This is a genomic window from Agrobacterium vitis (assembly GCF_014926405.1).
GTDB classification, from domain to species: Bacteria; Pseudomonadota; Alphaproteobacteria; order Rhizobiales; family Rhizobiaceae; genus Allorhizobium; species Allorhizobium vitis_H.
The window spans coordinates 193,231-218,667 of the sequence record NZ_JACXXJ020000005.1 but is presented as its reverse complement, the minus strand read 5'-3'; the positions used below and the strand labels follow the sequence as shown (position 1 = coordinate 218,667).

The following is a 25,437-nucleotide window of genomic DNA, read 5'->3' as shown; positions in this document are numbered from 1 at the left end:
TGGCCGATTTTTTGTGGCTGAATTTTTGATGAATGGCGGGTTTGGCATCGGTTCACCTTGGCCACACTAGCGTCAGCCTATCAGGAGTGATCCTGGTGACTGAAGAATATCGTCCCTGCGTCTTCAGTGCCTGTTGCCGCCCATTTGTCTTGAAGCCCAATCGTCTTGAAGCAATGGGCGGCTTTTTTCCTTGACCCGATTTCGGTCCGCGCAAATATGCGATATGGAAAACTGAAGATTGTGCTTGGAAAGGCAAGGCCATGGATAGCGTGCTTCATGCCGTGGACGGCAATCCCATTCCCGACAATCATCACGCCGGCTTTTTCACCAGTTACGACGGCCTTCGCCTGCGCTATGCGATTTTCAAGAGCGATATCAGCCCGGCCAAAGGCACGGTCGTGCTGGTGCATGGCCGCAGCGAATCCATCGAGAAATATTTTGAAACCATCCGCGACCTGACAGCAGCGGGTCTCTGGGTCGCTACCTTCGACCTGCGCGGCCAAGGCCTGTCCGACTGGACACTTCTGCAAAAGTCCTCAAAACCCAGAGGGGATAAGGAGAAACGCTGGGGCCATGTCCAGCGCTTTTCCGATTATGAGCGGGATCTGGAGCAGTTCCTGGAACAGGTCGTGCTGCCGGATTGTCGCCTGCCGTTCTCGATGATCGCCCATTCCACCGGTGGATTGATCGCCCTTGCCGCAGCACCACGGCTGTCCGGGCGCATTTCCCGGCTGGTCCTGTCAGCCCCCTTTGTCGGCCTGCATGGCGAAGCCCTGTCAGCGGCAAAGGTGTTCGCGCTGGCGCAGCTGGCATCAACGCTCGGACTTGGCAACCGTCCCTTGTCATCAGCCAGCAAGCCGCACACCTTCGCCACCAATGTCCTGACCTCGGATGCCGCCCGCTTCGACCGCAATATGGCAATTTTTGCCGCCGTGCCGGAGTTGTCGATCAGTGCGCCTTCGGCCCGTTGGCTGCATGAATGCGCAAAAGCCATCCGGCGGGTCAACGATCCCGCCCATCTGACGGGGATCACCATTCCCACCCTGTTGCTCGCCCCGATGCTGGACGGCGTCGTGCCCTTTAGCGCACAGGAACACCTGGCCCGGCATTTCCGAGCCGCGCAATTGCTGTCTATTCCCGGCGCCCGCCATGAGGTTTTACAGGAGCAAGACCGCTACCGCGAACAGGCGCTTGCCGCCATCCATGCCTTCATTCCCGGCAGCGACCCGATGCAGATCGAAGGCGAGGCAGAACTCGTCGGTCTTTGACACAGCCCCTCCGCCCCTGCGCGTCTCTCAATCATCGCCGATAATCCCACACGGCTTCCAAAGCCTTCTCCTGGCATTGCTTAAGACATTTTTATCGCTGGCGACCGATCCGAATTGACAGAATTCAGAACATCAATAATGTACATATTCGTATTGTTTAGCGAGAATGGGCGCGGACCGTCAGCGCCCGCTTTGCTTTTTCTGGGAGGAGAAAGATTATGAATGCGCCTAAGAAATGGATCCAGAACGAAATCCAATCTCTGGATCCGGAGAAGGACTATGTGCGGATCTGGCGGCTGTCGAGCAGCTATGGCCTCAACGACTTCATGCAGAATTTCATCTATGCACTGACCTTTCCGAATTTCGTCGTGTCGGAATGGGGCGCGCAAGTGGTGTGGCGCGAGGATGGCGGCAAGGTGGTGGATCGCTCTACCAGCCGGGTCGAGCAGACCGGCAGCGCCAATGCCCTGTGGTGGTTTTATGGTCCGCATGATGAGCGGACCAAGAAATCGGTCGAGGGCATTAACAACCTGCATGCCTATTGGGCAAGGCAATATCCGGGTGCGTTTTCCTACAATGAAGATTATATTTACACGTGTGCCTTCACAGCGGTAACCATGCATCGCCTGCGCTTGCGCATGGGGCTGCCAGGGTTTTCGGAAAAGGAACAGATCGCCGCCCATCGGTTCTGGCTGGAAATGTCCAAGCTGTTCGTTGCCGAGAACAATCAGCCGCTGCATGGCTATCCCGAGGATTTCGCGGGGCTGATCACCTATTGCGAGACGATAGAAAAGATGGACAGGCCCAAGCCCGAGCGCGGCAACCTGATCACGACAGCGATTCACGAACAATTCGTCTTCCGCTTTTTCCCCAAGGAAATGCATTGGCTCGGGCACCAACTCATCCGCTCCCTGTCGCTGCCCACGACCCTTGAGACCATGCAGATCGAACCTGCCTATCCGATGGCGCAGGAGGTTCTACCCAAATTGATGGGCCTGATTTTCTGGTATCTGGAAACCCAACTGGACGATCCGACGGAAAGCTATATCGAATCACGCGACAAGCTGAACAAGGATGAAAAGGCAGACATCAAAGCCGGCATCCGAGCCCTCGATAAGGCGTTTCCAGAGCATTACGTTTCGCTCTACAAGGACGATCCGAAATTTGCCGGATGTCCGTTCCATGCCAGCCTAAAGATGTCCGAGCAGCAGGGCGACGTTCCCAACGAAATCCAAGCCATCGAAAGCAAAGTCGCAGTGCTTGGCTAAACACAACGACCCAATAGAATGCTACCGGTGGCCATGGAAATTCATGGACACCGGTGGCGATCAATCGACCAAAATCGCGCGCGCCTGCTCGTAGACAGCGGCAGAACTGGCGGCGATGATCTTGCCACCCGCTTCCGGCCGTTCACCCTCCCACGTGGTGATAATACCGCCAGCCTGCTCGATAATCGGAATCAGAGCGCCGACATCGTAGGGCTTCAGCCCCGTTTCGATCACCAGATCGACAAAACCTGCCGCCAGCAGCGCGTAGGCATAGCAATCCACGCCGTAGCGCGTCAGTTGGACCTTGGCCCGCACAGCATCGAAACGCGGCCGCTCGTCTTCCAGAAAAATATCCGGCGAGGTGGTGTAAAGCACCGCATCCGAGAGACCAGCGCAGGCCCGCGTTGCGATCTGCCGCTGGCCATCAGGTCCGCTGTACCAGGCTTTCTCCCCATCGGCAAAATAACGCTCGCCGGTAAAAGGCTGGTCCATCATGCCCATCACCGCGTGGCCGTTTTGCTGAAAACCAATCAGCGTTCCCCAGGTGGGCAGACCGGAAATAAACGCCCGTGTTCCATCGATCGGATCGATCACCCAGACACAATCGCGACCAAGGCCGACATTGTCATGTTCCTCGCCCAGAATGCCGTGATCGGGAAACTCTGCCTCGATCAGCGCGCGGATCGCGGTTTCCGCTGCCTTATCGCCTTCGGTGACGGGATCATAGCCGCCCGCATCCTTGTTGACCACATCCAGCCGTGAGCGAAAGCGTGGCAGTGTCTCGGCCTTGGCGGCCTCGGCGAGGCTGTCGAAAAACGTCTTCTCGGGGCGCATGCGGCTTCCTCAATAAGGTGAACGTGGACGTTTCTTACGGCATAAAACGCCGGATCGGAATTCGCTCCAGCATAAATTTATCAGGACGACAGGCAGAGCGCCGATTTGCACGCCATTCGAGCATTTCCTTGATGCAAATGCCTAAATAATAATCATGATTAAAAAAATGTCAAAATCGACTTGACATTTGTGCAATGCAAAATATGATACGCCTTACAGTCTTTCGACTGTAAATACCCTCCTTGGGTGTTTCCTCCCTAGACTTGCCGCGCCTCGAGCGCGGTTTTTTTTTGCCTTATCGCGCCACGCATCGCAGGATCGGAAAACCGGTTTCCACTTTTCGGAACGATGCACTATTCGGCGGCGAGCGCGCCATCGCCGAGGCCGGGTGTGGCAATGCCTTTGGAAAGCTCCGCCATCTGACCAATGAACCGCGACAGCACCGCTGCAAGCGAGGCGAAATCCGGTCGCTTTTCCAATGTTGCCTCATCGACATACAGTGCGCGGTTGATTTCGATCTGTAGAGCATGCAGGCCCCTGGCGGGACGGCCGTAATGTTCAGTGATGAAGCCGCCGGCATAGGGCTTGTTGCGCACCGCCGTAAATCCGAAATCGCTGAGCACCTGCATGGCGGCATGGGTCAGTTCTGCCGAAGCACTGGTGCCATATCGGTCGCCAATGATGAAATCCGGACGAATGGCGCTGCCGCTCAGCCGAATATTGCCCGGCATCGAATGGCAGTCGATCAGAATAGCCGCCCCAAAACGGGCATGGGTGCGGGCAATCAGCCGGCGCAGGCAGGCGTGATAGGGCTTGTAGATCGTCTCGATCCGGGCAATCCCCTCCTCCACGCTCAACCGCTCCCGGTAGATTTCCATATTTTCGGCCACAATCCGCGCAATGGTGCCGAGCCCTCCGGCAACACGAACCGAATGGGCATTGACGTAAGGCGGCAGGGGGCCAGAAAACATCTTCGGATCGAGCTCATAAGGCTCGCGATTGACATCAATATAGGCGCGTGGAAATTTCGCGTAGAGCAAGGGGGCGCCGTGGTCGGGTGCCGCTGCAAACAGCTCATCGACGAAATGATCCTCCGAACGGCGGATGGAAAGCCTGTCCAGGCGCGAACGGGCGAGAAACTCCTGTGGATAATCTCTGCCGCTATGGGGGGAATTGTAAACAAAGGGAATGCTATGCTGTTCGGGTTCGCGCACGTCAAACAGCTCGAAATCGTCGCGTTCCGGCTGCATCTCACCCCTTCTTTACCAAATCAGCAATTCATAATGAAACATATGTTGCCAGTTGCCCACCGCGAAGTCCATACTGCATTAATCTTGAAGCCGGATACGGCATGATAAGAGAATCATGCAGCACTTATGCAGCAGTTATAATGTGCTACAGCGACCTGTCTGCGCCGCCAAAGACGCGGACAGGTCGCTGTAGTGGCGAAAAATCACACCCGGCTTTCCCGTCTTCACCTGCTGTTTACACGGGCTGGAATATCTGGGAAAGCTTAACACCATGATCCCAGTTGAGTAACGGTCCAGCAATGACTCAGAAAATACTTCTTGCCGAAGATGACAACGACATGCGCCGCTTCCTGGTGAAAGCCCTGGAAAAGGCCGGATACAAGGTATCCTCCTATGACAATGGCGCGAGCGCCTATGACAGGCTTCGGGAAGAGCCCTTCTCGCTGCTCCTGACCGACATCGTCATGCCGGAAATGGACGGCATCGAGCTGGCCCGCCGCGCCACCGAACTCGACCCGGACCTGAAGGTGATGTTCATCACCGGCTTTGCCGCCGTAGCATTGAACGCCGATTCCAAGGCGCCTAAGGATGCCAAGGTCCTGTCCAAGCCCTTCCACCTGCGCGACCTGGTAGACGAGGTCAACAAACTACTGACCGCCGCCTGAGACCGCCTGGTTCCAAGACCTAAGCCGCCCAGATTGGAATCTTCCAATCGGGCGCGATTTGCGACCATCATGCGTCGCATCGCACGCGGCTCGGCAAATGATGCATGCGCCAGGTTCTGGCGCATGGTAGATCAAGACAGTGAGGCGCTTGCGCGTAAACCCGGAAAAGCCAGCGGATACAACCGCTTGCCGAATTCTTGATCCAAACCGCGCAATAGCTATTGACGGAACCGGCGGTTTCATGGTTTACCCCCGCCATCGGATGGGCGTGTAGCTCAGCGGGAGAGCACTACGTTGACATCGTAGGGGTCACAGGTTCAATCCCTGTCACGCCCACCATCCGATTTTCTTCCCTTTTAGAGCATTTGAATGCCATTTCGGCTTGTCGATGACAGGCATGGTTCCGATCATGAACATAGGCCGGTTCACCGTGGCCTGCTGGCTCTCTCACCATCGTGACCAGAGCCTTAAGAACCGTTCCCGGGCAAGTTTTTTGCCCTTTACCTATTTTCTATACCGCATTGCACCCTAGATTGGTTTGGATGCAGACTATTTTTGAAACATTGCAACATGCCATCGCATGGATGCCGGACTGGGCTGTTTCGCTTTGCGTCCTGCTTCTTGCTTTTCTGGTGGGCATGTTAATTCAGCACTTCGGCTTCCGCATCCTGACGCGGCTGACGGAAAATCGCGATCTTTTCTGGCGCTCACTGGTGCAGCGCACCCGACGACCCTTGCGGCTTGCCATCCTGACCTGGACGCTCTCCATCGGCGTGACTGTCGCACCTCTAAGTGATGTGGCAGCCAGCATCGTGCGCCACGCTCTGCTACTGTGCTTCGTCATCGTTGTCGGATGGATGACCCGCACCGCCCTGCATATCTGGGTCACCGTCTATCTTCGCCGTTTCAAGCTTGATGCCGAAGACAATCTACTAGCCCGCAAGCATGTCACCCAATCCCGCATCATGGAAAGGGTGGCCGCTACCGGCATCGTCGCCCTCACCGCGGCAGCCGTTCTGATGTCTTTTCCGGCTGTGCGCCAATATGGGGTCAGCCTGCTGGCTTCGGCGGGTGTCGCGGGTATCGTTCTCGGTCTCGCCTTGCAGCCAATGCTGAAAAATCTGTTTGCCGGGCTGCAATTGGCCATCACCCAGCCGATCCGCATCGATGACGCGCTGATTGTTGAAGGTGAGTTCGGTCATGTCGAGGAAATAACCGCCACCTATGTGGTGGTGAAGCTCTGGGATTGGCGAAGACTGGTCCTGCCGCTCAATTATTTCATCGAAAAACCTTTCCAGAACTGGACCCGCGAAGGGGCTGCGCTGATCGGCACGGTCATGCTCTACATGGATTATTCCGTTCCGGTATCCACCCTGCGCCGAAAAACTGAGAATATCGTCAGATCAGCGCCGTTATGGGATGGAAATGTCTTCAACCTCGCCGTCACGGACCTGAAGGATCAGGTGATGGAAATTCGCATTCTGGTGTCCGCCGCCAGTGCCGGGAAGGCTTTCGACTTGCGCTGCTATGTGCGCGAAAAGCTGATGGACTTCATCCAGAAGGACTATCCCGATGCCTTGCCGCGCCTGCGCATTCATCAGGAAAAGCCACAGGCGTTGAAGGACGGGTCGATGTCACCGATCCAAGGCAGAGCGACCGCCCGGTCGGAGAAGATTGACGCCTGACACCAGAGCGATCAACCGCCCACGGGAATGACCATTGTCTGCGATAATGGGCTTTTCAGCGCCATTTTTCACTCCCTTGCTGATCGAGAACGCAATCCTCTCCGATTCGTGGAATTATTCAGGTGCCGCTGATGAAGCGCTTGGATGTTTTGCAGAAAAATGCAACAACCCCTTCACGCCAGACCCAGCACCAGGCTGGAGCGCTGCCACGCCTTTCGCCACACGATCCTTCTGGATTGCGGCTGCGCGCTTTCTGCAGAAAGGACCGAGAATGACCGATAAAATCGTCCCCGTCATCATGGCAGGCGGCAAAGGCACACGGTTGTGGCCGCTATCGCGCGCCACCGCCGCCAAGCAGTTCCTGAAAGTGGTGGGCGAGGAAACGCTTTTTCAGTCCACCTTGCAGCGCGTCAGCGATACCAGTCTTTATGAAGCGCCGTTGGTGGTGACCAATGAGGAGTTTCGCTTCCTGGTCGCCGAACAGGCCCGCGAACAGGGCGTGGCGCTATCAGGCATCCTGCTGGAGCCGGTGGCGCGCAACACGGCAGCCGCCATTGCCGTCGCCGCCCGCGTCGTTGCGGAACGATTCGGGCCTGATGCGGCCCTGCTCGTGCTGGCGTCCGACCACGCCATCACCGTCGATGCCGTCTATCTTGCCTCGATCACGGCTGCGGCCACCGCCGCACGGAGCGGCAAGCTCGTCACGTTCGGCATTACCCCGACGGAGCCTGCCACCGGCTATGGCTATATCGAACTGGGTGCCGATCTCGGCAACGGTGCCCATGCCGTCAGCCGTTTCGTCGAAAAGCCGGATGCACAAAAGGCGCAAGCCCTGATCGATGCCGGAAACTACTATTGGAACTCCGGCATGTTCCTGTTTTGCGCGACAAATATCATCGACGAACTGGAGCGCTACGCGCCAGAGGTGATGGCCGCCGCGACAGAGGCTGTCGCCAAGGCCACCAAGGATATCGATTTCATCCGGCTCAATACCGAGGCCTTTACCGCAGCCCCTTCGATTTCCCTCGATTATGCGGTGATGGAAAAAACCGCCAATGCCGCTGTTGTCCCCTCCGCCATCCAATGGTCGGATCTCGGCAGCTGGGACGCGGTGTGGAAAATCGGCGAAGCCGATGCCGACGGCAATGTCGTCAAGGGCAATGCCACCGTCCACAATACCCGCAATTCACTGGTTATCTCACGCAACAGCCACCTGGCCGTACAGGGCATGGACGGCGTCGCGGTGATTGCCAGTGAGGACGCGGTCTTCGTCGGTCGGCTGGACGAGGCCCAGGAAGTCGGCAATCTGGTCAAGCTTCTGGCCAGCGACAAGAAGACGGCAAACCTCACCGAGACTCACCCGACCTCGCTGCGGCCTTGGGGCGGCTATACCTCGATCCTCAACGGCGACCGGTTCCAGGTGAAGCGGCTGTTCGTCCACCCCGAAAAGAAATTGTCGCTGCAAAAGCACTTCCATCGGTCCGAACACTGGATCTGCGTGCGCGGTACCGCCGAAGTGACGATCAACGACAAGGTGACGATGCTTTATGAGAACCAGTCGATCTATATTCCCCAGGGTGCGGTGCATCGGCTCGGCAATCCCGGCAAGATCATGCTGGAAATGATCGAGATTCAGACCGGCTCCTATCTGGGTGAGGACGATATCGTCCGGCTGGTCGATGAGTTCGGTCGCACCTGAGGGTTTAACGAGGTTGGACACGGCAGGCGGCTTGCCCTGCCGTCATGCTCGGCCTTGTGCCGAGCATATAACATTCGATACCGTCGAAAATTCCTCTGCCAGAGGCAGATCCTCGGGACAAGCCCGAGGATGACGCTCTGGAGACCGCCTTGAGCAAAGGTACCAACAACCGTGGCTCGGGCGACGGTTTGCAGCCTGCCAAATCACTGCCCAACAAATTCCCAAGAAGCTGACTTGCTTTATTTCTGTGCATTGCACAAGATCAGGCACAATCAGAATGGCATTAGGTCCGGACCACGGACGAGGGGTTTCATGGCGATCAAGGCAAGCATTTATCATCTCACTCATTATAAATATGACACGCCGATCCGCCTGGGGCCGCAGATCATTCGCCTGAAACCGGCGGCCCATTCCAGAACAAAGGTTCTAAGCCACTCCCTCAAGGTCACCCCCGAAAATCACTTCGTCAATCTCCAGCAAGACCCCTACGGTAACTATCTGGCCCGTTTCGTGTTTCCCGATCCGGTCACCGAGTTCAAGATCGAAGTCGATCTCACCGCCGATATGAGCATCTACAATCCCTTCGATTTCTTCACGGAAGAAGAGGCCGTCACCTGGCCGTTCGAATACCCGGAGGATATTCGCGAGGATCTGGCGATCTACAAGAAACCAGAGCCGGACAGCCCTGCGCTCGATTCCTATCTCAAGACCCTGGACATGACGCCGGGCCAAGGCACGGTCGATATGATCGTCGCGCTCAACGCCCGCCTGCAAAGCGAAATCGGCTATGTCATCCGCCTGGAGCCGGGCGTGCAGACACCGGACGAAACGCTGACCTCGGCGCGTGGCTCCTGCCGCGATACCAGCTGGCTGCTGGTGCAGATTCTCCGGCATCTGGGCTTTGCCGCCCGCTTCGTCTCCGGCTATCTGATCCAGCTGAAACCGGATCTGGAAGCGCTGGATGGCCCCTCCGGCACCAAGGTGGATTTCACCGACCTGCATGCCTGGGCGGAAGCCTATATTCCCGGCGCTGGCTGGATCGGCCTGGACCCGACCTCCGGCCTGATGACCGGCGAAAGCCATATCCCGTTGGCCGCCACACCGCATTACAAAAACGCCGCGCCGATTTCCGGCGGATATTTCGGGCAAGCCAAGACCGATTTCGACTTTGACATGAAGGTGACACGGGTTGCCGAGCATCCGCGCATCACCAAGCCGTTTTCCGATGAAAGCTGGGAAGCGCTGAACGCGCTTGGCCTGAAGGTCGATGGTGATCTGAAGGCCCATGACGTGCGCCTGACCATGGGCGGCGAGCCGACCTTTGTATCGATCGACGATTTCCAGTCGGCGGAATGGAATACCGATGCGGTTGGCCCGACCAAGCGGGCGCTGGCCGATCAGTTGATCCGCAAGCTGCGTACCCGCTTTGCCCCCGGCGGCTTCCTGCATTACGGGCAGGGCAAATGGTATCCGGGCGAAAGCCTGCCACGCTGGACCTTCTCGCTCTACTGGCGCAAGGACGGCAAGCCGATCTGGCATAATCCGGAGCTGATTGCCACGGAGACAGCCGATACCAATGTGAGCCATGAGCAGGCCCAGGCGCTGATGGCCGGCATTGCCACCGAGCTGGAGATCGAGCCGGACATGATCCTGCCGGCCTATGAAGATCCCGCAGCCTGGATCATCAAGGAAGGCAGCCTGCCGGAAAATGTCGATCCGTCCAATTCCAAGCTGGAAAGCCCGGAAGAGCGCGCCCGCATCGCCAAGGTGTTCGAGCGCGGCTTGACGATCCCCACCGGCTATATCCTGCCGGTCCAGGCCTGGAACGCCAAGGCCAGCGGTCGGCGCTGGATCAGCGAGAAATGGCGCACCCGGCGCGGCAAGATCTTCCTTATTCCCGGCGACAGTCCCGTTGGCTTTCGCATGCCGCTCGGCACCCTGCCCTATGTGCCACCCTCGCAATATCCCTATATTCACACGGCGGACCCTTCCATCCCACGCACACCGCTGCCGGATTTCGGCCCGGATGCCCGCGAAGGCCGGGCGCTGTCGGAAGCCTCGCGCAAAACCAGCGACGCCCAGCAGGACCGCAACGAACAGAATATTGCCGGCTCAACCGGCGACATAACCGGCGCCGTGCGCACCGCCATGAGCGTCGAGCCGCGTGATGGCCGGCTCTGCGTGTTCATGCCACCGGTAGAGCGGATCGAGGACTATCTGGAACTGGTAGCCGCCGCCGAGACCGCTGCGCACAATCTCGGCCTGCCGATCCACATCGAAGGCTATGCGCCGCCGCAGGACGAGCGCATCAATGTCATTCGTGTCGCGCCCGATCCTGGGGTTATCGAGGTCAATATCCACCCCGCCGATAGCTGGCAGGATTGCGTGGCCACCACCGATATCATCTATGAAGAGGCCCGCCAGACGCGGCTTGGCGCCGACAAGTTCATGATCGACGGCCGCCATACCGGCACCGGCGGCGGCAACCATGTGGTGGTCGGCGGTGCCAATCCCGGCGACAGCCCGTTCCTGCGCCGCCCGGATCTGCTGAAAAGCCTGGTCCTGCATTGGCAGCGTCATCCGGCTTTGTCCTATATGTTCTCGGGCATGTTTATCGGCCCGACCAGCCAGGCGCCGCGCTTTGACGAGGCCCGCCATGATACGCTCTATGAGCTGGAAATCGCATTGGCGCAGATCCCCATGCCAGACAGTGGCGCGGCCCCGCCTTTGCCCTGGCTGGTCGACCGGCTGTTTCGCAACCTGCTGACCGATGTTACCGGCAACACCCATCGCTCGGAAATCTGCATCGACAAGCTGTTTTCGCCTGACGGACCGACGGGACGGCTGGGTCTGGTTGAATTCCGTGGTTTTGAAATGCCGCCGAATGCCCGCATGTCGCTGGCCCAGCAATTGCTGGTGCGGGCACTGATCGCTAGGTTCTGGAAGAACCCCATCGGTGGAAATTTCGTGCGCTGGGGCACGGCATTGCACGACCGCTTCATGCTGCCGCATTATCTTTGGCAGGATTTTCTCGAAGTGTTGTCAGACCTGCGCGAACACGGCTTCGACTTCAAGCCGGAATGGTTTGCCGCCCAGCTGGAATTCCGCTTCCCCTTCGTCGGACAGGTAGAATACGAAGACAGCAAACTGGAGCTGCGCCAGGCGCTAGAGCCCTGGCATGTGATGGGCGAGGAAGGTGCCATCGGCGGTACGGTGCGCTATGTCGATAGTTCCGTCGAGCGTTTGCAGGTCAAGCTGGAGACCGCCAATCCCGACCGGTACACCATTGCCTGCAATGGCCGACGCCTGCCGCTGAAGAAAAGCGGCACAAATGGCGTGGCCATCGCCGGTGTTCGCTACAAGGCCTGGCAACCGGCATCAGGGCTGCATCCGGTCCTGCCTGTAAACACACCGCTAACATTCGACGTTTATGATATATGGACAGGGCGGTCGATCGGTGGTTGTGTGTATCATGTCGCGCATCCCGGTGGTCGCAGTTATGATACTTTCCCTGTGAATGGCAATGAAGCGGAGGCTAGGCGGCTTGCGCGGTTCGAACCCTGGGGCCATACAGCCGGATCTTATCCGCTGTGGCCGGAAGCCGTCTCGCCGGAATTTCCGCACACATTGGATTTGCGGCGACCACACGGGATCTAGCATGTCGCGTAAAAGCGTTAAACGGTTTTACGGCAACGACATGCGTCAACAAGAAGCCATGTCGTTCCGGTAAACATGCGAAACCGTTTTACGAGAATGACATGCTTCGGCAGGAATGAAGATGACCAAGCGTACGGCCATGGAGATGGACAGGCTGGAGAAGGACCCCGGAGCGGCGTTTGCCGATGGCTATCGGTCCTTGCCCGGTGCCGCCGATGAAATGCTGGACCGGGACGGCAATATCCGTCCGGTCTGGCAGACTTTCGTCGCCGCCATCAACGGCATGGATGAAGAGCAATTGCACGAGCGCTTTGCCCGTGCAGACCGCTATCTGCGCGATGCCGGGGTCTTCTATCGTGCCTATGGGTCGGCCGGTCCCACCGAGCGGGCCTGGCCGTTCTCCCATATTCCGGTGCTGATCGCCGATGCCGAATGGCAGGTTCTGGCGCGCGGCCTGGTGCAGCGGGCCGAATTGCTGGAACAGGTTGTCGCCGATATCTACAGCGATAACAGGCTGGTGCAGGAAGGCTTCATTCCGCCGGCACTGATTGCCGCCAATGGCGAATTTCTGCGACCGCTGGTCGGGGTGAAACCGGCAGGTGGTCATTACCTGCATTTCTGTTCCTTCGAGATCGGCCGTGGGCCAGATGGCGCCTGGTGGGTGCTGGCCGACCGCACCCAGGCACCTTCCGGCGCCGGATTTGCGCTGGAAAACCGGGTGGCGACGGCGCGGGCCTTTTCCGATATCTATGCCGAAACCCATGTCCACCGGCTGGCCTCGTTCTTCGGGGCGTTTCGTGATGCGCTTCAAGGCCACAAGCAAAGCCCTGATGACCGGATCGCCGTGCTGTCCCCCGGCCCGGCCAATGAAACCTATTTCGAACATGCCTATATTGCCCGCTATCTCGGCATCATGCTGCTGGAGGGCGAGGATCTGACTGTGGTCAACGGCAAGGTGATGGTGCGCACCGTCGCCGGGCTGAAACCGATCGGGGTGCTGTGGCGCCGTCTGGATGCGGCCTTTGCCGATCCGCTGGAACTGAACCAGCTCAGCCATATCGGCACGCCGGGCGTGGTTCAGGCACTGCGCAATCAGGCAGTTACCTTCGTCAACGCGCTTGGTTCCGGCATTCTCGAAACCCGGGCCTTGATGGCTTTTCTGCCGACCATCTGTCGCCATATGTTGGGCGAGGACCTGTTGCTGCCTTCGATTGCCACCTGGTGGTGCGGGCAAAAACAGGAACGCGACCATGTCGCCGGCAATATCGAGAAAATGGTGATCGGTCCGGCCTATTCCCGCCAACCGTTTTTCGACGACAACAGGCAATCGGTGCTCGGCGCAACCCTGCGGGAAACCGCCCAGCACTCGATTGCCAGCTGGCTGGAAACCGACGGCGCCAAGCTGGTCGGTCAGGAAGCCGTGACGCTCTCCACCACCCCCGCCATGGTCGATGGTAGACTGCAACCGAGGCCGATGAGCTTGCGGGTGTTTGCGGCACGCACCAAGGACGGCTGGCAGATCATGCCGGGCGGGTTTGGGCGGATCGGCAGCGGCAGCGATGTGGCGGCGATGGCCATGCAGGCCGGCGGGTCTGCCGCCGATGTGTGGATCGTTTCCGAAAAGCCGGTCGAGCGGATCACGCTGCTGCCAGCCGAAGAGCAGTTTACCCGCAACATGCCGGGCAGCCTGCCCAGCCGGGCCGCCGACAACCTGTTCTGGCTTGGCCGCTATATCGAGCGGGCCGAAGGGGCGCTTAGAATTCTGCGTGCCTGGAATGCCCGCTTTGCCGAAACAGCCGATCCGAAACAGCCGCTTCTGGCCTTTGTCAGCGAATACCTCGAAGCACTGGACATCAATACAGACCAGGGCGTGCCGGAAAGCCTGCTCGGCAATATCAACAGCGCGGTCTATTCCGCCAGCAATATCCGCGACCGGTTCTCGCCGGATGGATGGCTGGCGCTGAATGATCTCGCCAAGACCGCGCGGCGTTTTCATGAAAAGATCAAGCCCGGCGACGACGCCTCGCATGCCATGACCATCCTGCTGCGCAAGCTGGCGGGCTTTGCCGGTCTGGTGCATGAAAACATGTATCGCTTCACCGGCTGGCGCTTCCTCGCCATCGGCCGCTACCTGGAGCGCGGCATGCATATGACCCGGCTGCTTGGCCATATGGCGGGGCAGGACGCACCAGACGGCGCGCTCGACATGCTGCTGGAGATTGGCGACAATGTCATGACCCATCGGCGGCGCTATAATGTCAACACCGCCCACCTGACCGTGACCGATCTTCTGGCGCTCGACCCGCTCAATCCGCGCTCCATCCTGTTCCAACTCAACGAGATCCACAATGAGGTAGAGCAATTGCCCAATGCCAAGGTCAACGGTCAGATGTCACGCTTCCTGCGCGAAACCGTTCGGCTGCATTCAAGCGTGGCGGTAATGACACCGGAAATGATGACGCCTGATATCTACAATCATCTGGAAAAAGAACTGGAATTGCTGTCAGATCTTTTGGCGCAAACCTACCTCGGATGAGCAAAGACATATCGATGCTGTACGATCTGACACTGCATATGGGCTATGATTACGATGTGGCCGCCGCTGGTGGACGCCACATCCTGCGCATCATGCCGATCTCGCTGCCGGAGCGGCAAAGACTGATTGCCGGTTCGATTTCCATCGAGCCGCAGCCGGATGAACGGACTGGTTTTGCCGATTTTTTCACGCATCCCGCCACGACTTTCGCCTATCGCTCTTCCCATGACAAACTGGATATCCGCCTTCAGGCTCGTATCCAGGTGGATAGCCAACCGTTCACTGCGGATTTTTCGCCACTGCCAGACCGGCTTGCCGTCGAGCTTTTCGAATATTGGTCGCTGGAGCCAGCCTCCCCGCATCATTTCACCGGATCGAGCCCAAGGCTGCCTGAAAACCCCGATATTGCCGCCTACGCCCGCTCCGTCGTGAAGCCCGGCATGACGGTGCGCCAAATCGCCGAACAGCTTTGCGCCCGCATCCACAAGGATTTCAAATACGACCCCAAGGCCACCACTGTCGATACCACCCCGAAACAGGCCTTTGCGTTGAAAAAGGGCGTCTGCCAGGATTTTTCCCATATCATGATCGTGGCGCTGCGCAGCCTCGGCATTCCCGCGGGCTATGTCAGCGGATTCCTGCGCACCATTCCGCCGCCGGGCAAGGAACGGCTGGCAGGCGCCGACGCCATGCATGCCTGGGTCAGGGTCTGGTGCGGCAAGACCGTCGGCTGGGTCGAGCTTGACCCGACCAATAATATTGCCGCCGGCCCCGACCATGTCGTCGTCGCTTATGGCCGTGACTATTCCGATGTCGCGCCTGTCATCGGCGTGCTGAAAGGCTATGGCAACCACACGACCGTCCAGGCGGTGGACCTCATTCCGATTGCCTGACGAGGCGAGTATCACCGCCATTTCGACCGCACTATTTCAGGAATAGGTTGCATTTGAGCAACCCTATTAAGCCAGTTGCAAGCAGTGTGTCCTATCAATTCCTCAGCAGCGATGCGGATCGTCAAGCCACGGTCCTGTTGCAGGAAACACGACCGGTGCTTTCGTTTCGTTGAAGAGATGACAAGTGCCGGATCAACGTCACGGATGGACATGATGGTCATTTCGGCGCTTAACCCTGGTTTGCGTGCCTGTCGTTTACTCGCCACGAAAGCGCGACAAGCCGGTGCTTTGGCATGCCGCCTGCTCAGGCATAGCGGCGGCAATTTCGGCATGATGACGGCGGTTCTGCTGCCGGTTTCCATCGGCGTGGCAGGTCTGGCGATGGACGCGACCGAGATGGTGCAGTCGAGAAGTGCCTTGCAAAGCTCGGTGGATGCCGCAGCCCTTGCCGCCGCCTCGGCGATGAGCAACGGCATGAGCGAGGCCGACGCCATTGCCCTTGCCAAGAGCTTCCTTGCTTCGCAACTGGCCAATACCCTGGCCAGCAGCGATGACACCAATTCGGTGGACCAGATCACACAGCCGGACCCGGATATTTCCGTGAAGACCACCCAGGTCAGCAACTCATCGAATACCTATGATGTGACGCTCACCGGCAGCTACACCATAAAGATGAACCCACTTTCGAAGGTTCTGGGCTGGCAGACCGTCACGCTGAAAGCCTATGGCAAGGCCCAGGCCGCGACAACGGCGTCTGAAAGCCCGCTCTCGATGTATCTGGTGCTCGACCATTCCGGCTCGATGTCCGAGAACACAACGACCAGCTATACGGGCACGTGCACCTCGACCACGACAAGCGGATCAGGAAAAAACAAGAAAACCACGACGACCAGCTATAGCTGCCAAAAATACTATACAAAAATGGAGTCGCTGAAGCTGGCCGTTCAGGATCTGGCCGCACAGCTTAACAAGGCCGACCCCACCAATGAATATGTGCGCACCGGCGCGGATGGCTATAGTGCCTCAGCCGATACCCCCCAGGCGATGAGTTGGGGAACCTCCAAGGTGGTCACCTATGTCAATGCTCTCTCTGCTACCACCACAACCGATGCCAGGGGAGCGATGAGTGCTGCCTATAGCGCCTTGCAAACGGCCAACACAACCGAGATCAACGCCCACAAAGTTAAAAGCGTCAGCGATATAGGCCGATATATCGTCTTCATGACGGATGGTGAAATGACCAGCACCAACGGAAACTGGAGTTCCAGCATCGATTCGGCTGTTCGCACCCAATGCACAACCATCAAGGCCGATGGCATCAAGATCTACACGGTCGCCCTGATGGCCCCGGACAGGGGCAAGTCGCTGCTGGAGGCCTGCGCCAGCGACGCCTCGCACTATTACGAGGCGACCGATGCAGCAAGCCTTGTCGCCGCCTTCGGGGAAATCGGCAAGAAAGCGACCTCCACCTCAACCCGCCTGACGAACTGATTTTGGTAGATCCAAACCGCGCCAGACGATGATGTCTGGAACTTTACCCCTCTGGCGCGCCTTTAGCCTCCTTGAAACATAAGGAGCGAACCATGGAAGACACACCGTCGCTGAAACTGGCAAAGCGCTATCTGGAACTGGGCGGCACCCGGACATTGAAGATGGATGACAACATCACCGATACCCGCAAATGGGAAGGCGAACCGGCGGAAGCCGCCAAATTCTGGGCGGAAAATATCGAGGTGCTGGAGGCGGGCGAGCGCAAGCAGGTCGAGGACTTTCTGCCGTCTATGAACGACAAGTAGCGAGGCGGATGGCTTGCGGGCTGGCCATATCCTTGCGGCCCATCCCGAACATACCTCAATTATCGCAGGCCCCCTTAGCTTTCGTGATGACGCAAAGGGCGAAGTATTGGCACAAAGTGCGGACGCTAGAATAATCCCAAGAATAATCCGGGGCTTAACTGAGCCATAAAAACACGAAGCAACGACTGCTCTTCAAAAAAATACGCTGTTGCAACTATTCGCCAAGGATGCATACACTGCATGCGCCGGTGGTTGGCAAACCGCATGACCATCGGTCTCGCGCCCTGCCCTTTCCTCCTCACCATGTGGCGAAGTCATGAATGAAACTCATCCAAAGGCCGATCTTCCCCTTCCAAAACCCCGCGTCTCCAATCCGGAAACGCTGGCCGCCGAAATCATCGAGCGGCTGACCTATGGTATCGGTAAGGATGCGAAGGTTGCCAAGCCGCATGACTGGCTGACCGCCACCATCCTGGTGGTGCGTGACCGCATTATCGACAAGTGGATGGAATCCACCCGCCAGACCTATGCCACCAATGCCAAGCGGGTCTATTATCTATCGCTGGAGTTTCTGATTGGCCGGCTGATGCGCGATGCGATGACCAATCTTGGTCTGGTCGAGGAGATCAAGGCGGCGCTGGAATCGCTCGGCGTCGATCTTGGCATCATCGCCGGGCTGGAGCCCGATGCGGCCCTGGGCAATGGCGGACTTGGCCGTCTGGCTGCCTGCTTCATGGAAAGCATGGCGACCGTAAATATCCCGGCCTATGGCTACGGTATTCGCTACGTCCATGGCCTGTTTCGCCAGCAGATGGCCGATGGCTGGCAGGTGGAACTACCCGAGACGTGGCTCGCCCACGGCAACCCCTGGGAATTTGAGCGGCGCGAAAGCTCCTATGAAGTCGGCTTCGGCGGCGGCGTCGAGACCGCCTCGAACGGCACCAGCGGCGAGGAAATCCGCCATGTCTGGAAGCCGAGCGAGCGGGTGATTGCCACTGCCTATGACACGCCGATCGTCGGCTGGCGCGGCGAGCGCATTAACACGCTTCGGCTCTGGTCGGCCCAGCCGATTGACCCGATCCTGCTCGATGCCTTCAATGCAGGCGACCATATCGGTGCGCTGCGCGAAAGCAACCGGGCCGAAAGCCTGACCCGTGTTCTCTACCCGGCCGATGCGACCGCCGCTGGCCAGGAATTGCGGTTGCGGCAGGAATATTTCTTCTGCTCGGCCTCGCTACAGGACATCGTCCGGCGTCATCTCCAGCACGGCAATGCGCTGATCGACCTGCCGAAAAAGGTGGCGATCCAGCTGAACGACACGCATCCTGCCGTCTCTGTCGCTGAACTGATGCGGCAATTGACCGACGTCCATGGCATGGATTTCGACACCGCCTGGGACGTGACCCGCGAGACCTTCTCCTATACCAACCACACGCTTTTGCCCGAAGCGCTGGAAAGCTGGCCGGTGCCGCTGTTCGAGCGGCTGTTGCCGCGCCATATGCAGCTGGTCTACGCTATCAACGCCAAATGCCTGGTGGAAGCGCGCAAGCAGAAGAATTTCACCGATCTGGAAATCACCAGCCTGTCGCTGATCGACGAAAGCGGCGACCGCCGGGTGCGGATGGGCAATCTGGCCTTCATGGGCTCTCATTCGATCAACGGCGTCTCGGCCCTGCATACCGAGCTGATGAAGGAAACGGTGTTCGCCACCCTGCACAAGCTCTACCCCGACCGGATCAACAACAAGACCAATGGCATCACACCGCGCCGTTGGCTGATGCAGTGCAATCCCGGCCTGACCTCGCTGATCCGCGAGGCGATCGGCGACGACTTCCTCGACGACGCCGAAAAGCTGACCGCTTTGGATGCCTTTGCCAAGGACAGCCCCTTCCAGCAGAAATTTGCCGCCGTCAAGCGGGCCAACAAGGAGCAGCTGGCCAATCTGGTCGCCAGCCGCATGGGCATCAGGCTCGATCCCTCTGCCATGTTCGACATCCAGATCAAGCGTATCCACGAGTACAAGCGCCAGCTCTTGAACATCATCGAGACCGTGGCGCTCTACGACCAGATCCGCTCGCATCCGGAACGCGACTGGGCGCCGCGCGTCAAGCTGTTCGCAGGCAAGGCCGCGCCGAGCTATCACAATGCCAAGCTGATCATCAAACTGGCCAATGATGTGGCGCGGGTCATCAACAATGACCCCTCGGTGCGCGGCCTGCTGAAAGTGGTGTTCATTCCCAACTACAATGTGTCGCTGGCCGAGGTCATGGTGCCGGCTGCCGATCTCTCCGAACAAATTTCGACTGCGGGCATGGAAGCATCGGGAACCGGGAACATGAAGTTCGCGTTAAACGGTGCGCTGACCATCGGCACCCTGGATGGGGCCAATGTGGAAATGCGCGATCACGTCGGAGAAGACAATATCTTTATCTTTGGAATGACTGCGGAAGAGGTCGGCAAGGTGCGTGCCGAGGGGCACACCCCACGCCCGATCATCGAACGGTCGCGCGAACTGTCACAGGCGCTGGCCGCCATCGCGTCCGGCGTGTTCTCGCCTGACGATCGGGACCGGTTCGCCAGCCTGGTGGATGGGCTCTATAACCATGACTGGTTCATGGTGGCCGCCGATTTCGATGCCTATGCCACAGCCCAACGTCAGGTGGACGCGGTCTGGACCGACCAGCCCCTCTGGCAATCCAAAGCCATTCTGAATACGGCCCGCATGGGTTGGTTCTCCTCCGACCGGACGATCAGACAGTATACGGCCGACATCTGGAGAGCCTGATGAAGAAAACAACCAGGCAGACGCAGGTATCAGCCGAGAGCGGCCATCCGCCCTCCGCTGACCACCTGTCTTCTGCCGAGATCGAAGCCATCGTCGCCGGCCTGCACACCGATCCGTTTTCGGTGCTCGGCGTTCATGCCGGAGCGAATGGGTTCATTGCCCGCTGTTTTGTGCCGGGCGCCGAAAGCATTACCGCGCTCGCTCTCGACGGCAGCCTTGCCGGGGAGCTGGCCTGTCTTGACCCAGCTGGTTTTTTCGCCGGTCCGGTGGCGATCAAGACCCAGCAGCCAGTGCGCTACCGCGCCTGCCGGGGCGATGTGGAATGGTCGCTGACCGATCCCTATAGTTTCGGCCCGGTTCTCGGACCCATGGACGATTACTTCCTGCGCGAAGGGTCGCATCTTCGGCTGTTCGACAAGATGGGCGCCCATCCGATCAAGCATCAGGGTGTCGATGGCTTTCATTTCGCCGTCTGGGCGCCGAATGCAAGACGGGTCTCGGTGGTCGGCGATTTCAATGAATGGGATGGACGCCGCCATGTCATGCGGCTGCGCCGCGATACTGGCATCTGGGAGATTTTCGCCCCCGATGTCCGGCCGGGTTCGGCCTATAAATACGAGATCATCGGCGTCAATGGCGAGCTTTTGCCGCTGAAGGCCGATCCGTTCGCCCGCCGCAGTGAGTTTCGCCCGCAGACCGCTTCTGTCACCGCCGCCGAGCTTTCCCAGGACTGGGAAGATGCGGCACATCTGGCCCATTGGGGCAGCATCGACAAGCGCCGCCAGCCGATCTCGGTCTATGAGGTCCATGCCGGTTCCTGGCAGAAGCGTGCGGACGGCACCTTCCTTAGCTGGGACGAGCTGGCGGAACGGCTGATCCCCTATTGCACCGAAATGGGCTTCACCCATATCGAATTTCTGCCTATCACCGAACATCCCTACGACCCGTCCTGGGGCTATCAGACAACAGGGCTTTACGCGCCGAGTGCGCGGTTTGGCGAGCCGGAAGGCTTTGCCCGCTTCGTCAATGGCTGTCACAAGGTTGGCCTCAGCGTCATTCTCGATTGGGTTCCGGCCCATTTCCCGACCGATGCCCATGGGTTGCGGTTTTTCGACGGCACCGCTCTTTATGAGCATGAGGACCCGCGCAAGGGCTTCCACCCCGACTGGAACACCGCGATCTACAATTACGGGCGGATCGAGGTTCTATCTTATCTGGTCAACAATGCGCTGTATTGGGCGGAAAAATTCCACCTGGATGGCGTGCGGGTCGATGCGGTCGCCTCGATGCTCTATCTCGACTATTCCCGCAAGGAAGGCGAGTGGATACCCAATGAATATGGTGGACGGGAAAACCTGGAGGCGGTGCGCTTCCTGCAAAAGATGAACGAGCATCTCTACGGCGCCCATCCGCAGGTGATGACCATTGCCGAGGAAAGCACTTCCTGGCCGAAAGTGTCCCAGCCGGTCCACGAGGGCGGGCTTGGCTTCGGCTTCAAGTGGAACATGGGCTTCATGCACGACACTTTGAGCTATTTTGCCCGCGATCCCGTGCATCGCAAGCATCATCACCATGAGATTACCTTTGGCCTGATCTATGCCTATAGCGAAAATTTCATGCTGCCGATTTCCCATGATGAAGTGGTGCATGGCAAAGGCTCGATGATTGCCAAAATGCCTGGAGACGATTGGCAAAAATTTGCCAATCTTCGCGCCTATTATGGCTTCATGTGGGGTTATCCTGGCAAGAAACTGCTGTTCATGGGCCAGGAATTTGCCCAGTGGAGCGAATGGAGCGAGGAGCGGTCGCTGGACTGGAACCTGCTGCAATATCCGCTGCATGAGGGCATGCGCCGTCTGGTGCGTGATCTGAACTTTACCTATCGCAACAAGCCGGCGCTGCATGCCCGTGATTGCGAGGGCGAAGGCTTCGAATGGCTGATCAGCGAGGATGCCGATCAATCGGTTTTTGCCTGGCTGCGCAAGACGCCCGGCGAAAGGCCGGTGGCTGTCATCGCCAATCTGACGCCGGTCTATTACCAGCGTTACGACGTGCCGCTGCCGGTGGCAGGCCGGTGGCGGGAAATCCTCAATACCGATGCCGAGATCTATGGCGGTAGCGGCAAGGGCAATGGCGGCCGGGTGGAGGCCGTACTCGATGCGGCAACCGCCTCTGACAAGGCGCCATGGGCGCACGCAACGCTGTCACTGCCGCCGCTGGCAGTGATTATGCTGGAGTTGGAACAGTAAGCATCGGACCGAAAGTTAAGAGCCGGTTTTCGGATAAATCCGATGCGTAAACAAAAACTGAGAGCATCGAGCTAATTCCGGTTTTCTGTACGATGCTCTCGGACGAACACGTTTTTAGACATGCGGGAGGAGATTGCATGACGCCGACAAAGAGAATTCAGCCGCTGGCGCGCGATGCCATGGCGTATGTACTGGCCGGCGGACGTGGCAGCCGCCTTAAGGAGCTGACCGACCGGCGGGCAAAACCCGCCGTCTATTTCGGCGGCAAGGCCCGGATCATTGATTTCGCCCTGTCGAACGCGCTGAACTCAGGCATTCGCCGCATCGGCGTCGCCACACAGTACAAGGCCCATTCGCTGATCCGCCACATGCAGCGTGGCTGGGATTTCCTGCGGCCCGAACGCAATGAAAGCTTCGACATCCTGCCCGCCAGCCAGCGCGTTTCCGAAACGCAATGGTATGAAGGCACGGCGGATGCCGTTTTCCAGAATATCGATATTATCGAGCCTTATGGCCCGGAATATATGGTGATCCTGGCGGGCGACCACGTCTACAAGATGGACTATGAATTCATGCTCCAGCAGCATGTTGACAGCGGTGCCGATGTCACGATTGGCTGCATGGAAGTGCCACGCATGGAAGCCTCGGCGTTCGGTGTCATGCATGTCGACGACAAGGACCAGATCATTGCCTTCGTCGAAAAGCCCGCCGATCCGCCAGGCATTCCCGGCAATGAAACCATGGCGCTCGCCTCCATGGGCATTTACGTGTTCCACACCAAATTCCTGATGGATTGCCTGCGCCGCGATGCTGCCGACCCCAATTCCAGCCGGGATTTCGGCAAGGACATAATTCCCTATATCGTCGAGCATGGCAAAGCCGTGGCGCATCGCTTTGCCTCCTCCTGCGTCCGCTCGGATTTCGAAAAGACCCCCTATTGGCGCGATGTCGGCACCATCGACGCCTATTGGCAGGCCAATGTTGACTTGACCGACATCCTGCCGGAACTGGACATCTACGATAAATCCTGGCCGATCTGGACCTATGCCGAAATCAATCCGCCGGCAAAATTCGTCCATGACGATGAAGGCCGCCGCGGTTCGGCGATTTCCTCTCTGGTCTCGGGCGATTGCATCATCTCCGGCTCGACGCTCTATCGCAGCCTGCTGTTTACTGGGGTTCGCGCCAATTCCTATTCGCGGCTGGAAGGCGCCGTCATTCTGCCCAAGGTGACTATTGGCCGTCATGCCCGCTTGACCAATGTGGTGATCGATCATGGCGTCACCATTCCCGAAGGCTTGATCGTCGGTGAAGACCCGGAGATCGACGCCAAGCGCTTCCGCCGCAGTGAAAACGGTATCTGCCTGATCACCCAGGCAATGCTGGACAAGCTGGAGCAATAGCCCACATGAACATCCTGTCCGTTGCATCGGAAGTCTATCCGCTGATCAAGACCGGCGGTCTCGCCGATGTGGCGGGCGCCCTGCCGCTGGCGCTCGAACCCTTGGGCATAAACACCAGAACCCTGCTGCCGGGCTATCCGGCAGTCCTCGCCAAGCTCGGTAACACGGATGTGCTGCTGCATATGCCTGATCTTCTAGGCGAGCCTGCAACCGTGCTTTCGGCCCGCCATGAGGGCCTCGACCTGCTGATCCTCGATGCGCCAACGCTCTACAATCGGCCAGGCGGCCCTTACGTCGATAGCGATGGTCGTGATTTTGCCGATAACTGGAAACGGTTTGCGGCGCTGTCGCTGGCAGGCGCCCGTATTGCCCAAGGCGCACTCGATGATTGGCGACCGGATCTCGTCCATGTCCACGATTGGCAGGCCGCTCTGGTGCCGGTTTATATGCGCTACGATGAGAAGCCGGAAATTCCGAGCCTCATCACCATTCACAACATCGCCTTTCAGGGGCAATTTTCAGCTGACATCCTCCCGGATCTCGGCCTGCCGGAGCACGCCCTGTGGGAAGCGCTCGAATATTACGGCACACTGGCTTTTCTGAAAGGCGGCATTGCCACGGCCCATGCCATCAGCACGGTCAGCCCGTCTTATGCCGAGGAAATTCTCGATCCGCATTTCGGCATGGGCATGGAAGGGCTGATCGCCAGTCGTGCCAATGACCTGTTCGGCATCGTCAACGGCATCGATACCGCCGTCTGGAACCCCGATGATGACGGACTGTTAGCCTCGTCTTACAGCACTGCTACCCTGCGCAAGCGGGTCGCCAATCGCGAAGCACTCACCCGGCATTTCGGCCTTGATGACGATGCGGCACCGATTTTCTGCGTGATTTCCCGCCTCACCTGGCAAAAAGGCATGGATGTACTGGCCGAGGTCGCCGACGATCTCGTCGCGGCAGGCGGCAAGCTGGTCATTCTTGGTTCCGGCGATCCTGCCCTGGAAGAGGCCTTGCAGGCGTCGGCCCACCGTCATCCGGGCCGGATCGGCATGGTGATGGGCTATAATGAACCACTGTCGCATCTGATGCAGGCGGGTGCTGATGCCATCCTCATTCCGTCGCGATTTGAACCTTGCGGCTTGACCCAGCTTTACGGCCTGCGCTACGGCTGTGTTCCGGTGGTGAGCCGCACCGGTGGTTTGAATGACACGGTCATCGACGCCAATGCGGCGGCACTTGCGGCAAAGGCTGCCACCGGCATACAGTTCGCCCCGGTCACGGTGGCAGGGTTGCGACAGGCGGTACGCCGGGCGATCCGCCTCTTCGACGACAAGAAACTATGGTATCAGATCCAGAAGCAGGGCATGAAAGCAGACGTATCCTGGACAGCAAGCGCCCAGCGCTACGTCGATGTTTATAACCGCCTCCTCGGAAAAGGCTGAAACACGC

General features: G+C 58.6%; 16 protein-coding genes and 1 tRNA gene. 15 read left to right on the top strand and 2 right to left on the bottom strand.

All coding sequences use genetic code 11. From position 1 onward, the window contains the following. Positions 1 to 260: 260 nt before the first annotated feature. Together IEI95_RS12090 and IEI95_RS12085 are read left to right on the top strand one after the other, a co-directional pair. Positions 261 to 1,268 carry an alpha/beta fold hydrolase gene (locus tag IEI95_RS12090; protein ID WP_194416481.1) on the top strand — a complete coding sequence of 336 codons (1,008 nt, stop codon included), beginning with the start codon at positions 261 to 263 and terminating at the stop codon, positions 1,266 to 1,268. Positions 1,269 to 1,486: 218 nt separating this feature from the next. Next, positions 1,487 to 2,536, top strand: a complete 1,050-nt coding sequence (locus IEI95_RS12085; RefSeq protein ID WP_156537089.1) for a hypothetical protein — start codon at positions 1,487 to 1,489, stop codon at positions 2,534 to 2,536. A gap of 60 nt (positions 2,537 to 2,596) precedes the next feature. Here IEI95_RS12085 and hisN read toward each other — a convergent pair whose 3' ends face one another. Then, positions 2,597 to 3,370: a histidinol-phosphatase gene (hisN, locus tag IEI95_RS12080; protein ID WP_071203755.1), complete on the bottom strand. Its 774-nt coding sequence runs from the start codon at positions 3,368 to 3,370 to the stop codon at positions 2,597 to 2,599. A gap of 353 nt (positions 3,371 to 3,723) precedes the next feature. Continuing rightward, positions 3,724 to 4,620, bottom strand: a complete 897-nt coding sequence (locus IEI95_RS12075) for an N-formylglutamate amidohydrolase (RefSeq protein WP_156533749.1) — start codon at positions 4,618 to 4,620, stop codon at positions 3,724 to 3,726. Positions 4,621 to 4,919: 299 nt separating this feature from the next. Here IEI95_RS12075 and cpdR1 point away from each other — a divergent pair, with 299 nt between their 5' ends. The 13 genes from cpdR1 (at position 4,920) to glgA (ending at position 25,430) form a co-directional block, all read left to right on the top strand. Further along, positions 4,920 to 5,285 carry a response regulator CpdR1 gene (cpdR1, locus tag IEI95_RS12070; protein ID WP_015917105.1) on the top strand — a complete coding sequence of 122 codons (366 nt, stop codon included), beginning with the start codon at positions 4,920 to 4,922 and terminating at the stop codon, positions 5,283 to 5,285. Between the two features lie 264 nt (positions 5,286 to 5,549). Further along, positions 5,550 to 5,624: transfer RNA gene (locus IEI95_RS12065), tRNA-Val, on the top strand. 203 nt (positions 5,625 to 5,827) lie between these two features. Continuing rightward, positions 5,828 to 6,970: a mechanosensitive ion channel family protein gene (locus tag IEI95_RS12060; RefSeq protein ID WP_156537090.1), complete on the top strand. Its 1,143-nt coding sequence runs from the start codon at positions 5,828 to 5,830 to the stop codon at positions 6,968 to 6,970. A gap of 271 nt (positions 6,971 to 7,241) precedes the next feature. After that, complete coding sequence (locus tag IEI95_RS12055) at positions 7,242 to 8,669, top strand: mannose-1-phosphate guanylyltransferase/mannose-6-phosphate isomerase (RefSeq protein ID WP_156537091.1); 1,428 nt, start codon at positions 7,242 to 7,244, stop codon at positions 8,667 to 8,669. 312 nt (positions 8,670 to 8,981) lie between these two features. Then, the gene (locus tag IEI95_RS12050) at positions 8,982 to 12,326 is read left to right on the top strand and encodes a transglutaminase family protein (protein WP_156537092.1); all 3,345 of its coding nucleotides are present in this window, start codon (positions 8,982 to 8,984) and stop codon (positions 12,324 to 12,326) included. 139 nt (positions 12,327 to 12,465) lie between these two features. Next, positions 12,466 to 14,862 (top strand): circularly permuted type 2 ATP-grasp protein, encoded by a 2,397-nt coding sequence (locus tag IEI95_RS12045; RefSeq protein ID WP_156533823.1) that lies wholly within the window; start codon positions 12,466 to 12,468, stop codon positions 14,860 to 14,862. A gap of 14 nt (positions 14,863 to 14,876) precedes the next feature. Then, positions 14,877 to 15,755: a transglutaminase family protein gene (locus IEI95_RS12040; RefSeq protein WP_194416479.1), complete on the top strand. Its 879-nt coding sequence runs from the start codon at positions 14,877 to 14,879 to the stop codon at positions 15,753 to 15,755. 210 nt (positions 15,756 to 15,965) lie between these two features. Further along, positions 15,966 to 17,246: a vWA domain-containing protein gene (locus IEI95_RS12035; protein WP_194416478.1), complete on the top strand. Its 1,281-nt coding sequence runs from the start codon at positions 15,966 to 15,968 to the stop codon at positions 17,244 to 17,246. Positions 17,247 to 17,338: 92 nt separating this feature from the next. Next, on the top strand, positions 17,339 to 17,551 hold the full coding sequence (locus IEI95_RS12030) for a hypothetical protein (protein ID WP_015917112.1): 213 nt from the start codon (positions 17,339 to 17,341) through the stop codon (positions 17,549 to 17,551). 316 nt (positions 17,552 to 17,867) lie between these two features. Next, positions 17,868 to 20,336 carry a glycogen/starch/alpha-glucan phosphorylase gene (locus IEI95_RS12025; protein WP_194416477.1) on the top strand — a complete coding sequence of 823 codons (2,469 nt, stop codon included), beginning with the start codon at positions 17,868 to 17,870 and terminating at the stop codon, positions 20,334 to 20,336. After that, positions 20,336 to 22,585, top strand: coding sequence for a 1,4-alpha-glucan branching protein GlgB (gene glgB / locus IEI95_RS12020; RefSeq protein WP_194416476.1), 2,250 nt, complete (start codon positions 20,336 to 20,338; stop codon positions 22,583 to 22,585). Before IEI95_RS12025 ends, glgB begins: the two co-directional genes overlap by 1 nt. Before the next feature lie 137 nt (positions 22,586 to 22,722). After that, the gene (gene glgC, locus IEI95_RS12015) at positions 22,723 to 23,988 is read left to right on the top strand and encodes a glucose-1-phosphate adenylyltransferase (protein WP_015917115.1); all 1,266 of its coding nucleotides are present in this window, start codon (positions 22,723 to 22,725) and stop codon (positions 23,986 to 23,988) included. A 5-nt stretch (positions 23,989 to 23,993) separates the two neighbouring features. Beyond that, the gene (gene glgA, locus IEI95_RS12010; protein WP_194416475.1) at positions 23,994 to 25,430 is read left to right on the top strand and encodes a glycogen synthase GlgA; all 1,437 of its coding nucleotides are present in this window, start codon (positions 23,994 to 23,996) and stop codon (positions 25,428 to 25,430) included. Positions 25,431 to 25,437: the final 7 nt, after the last annotated feature.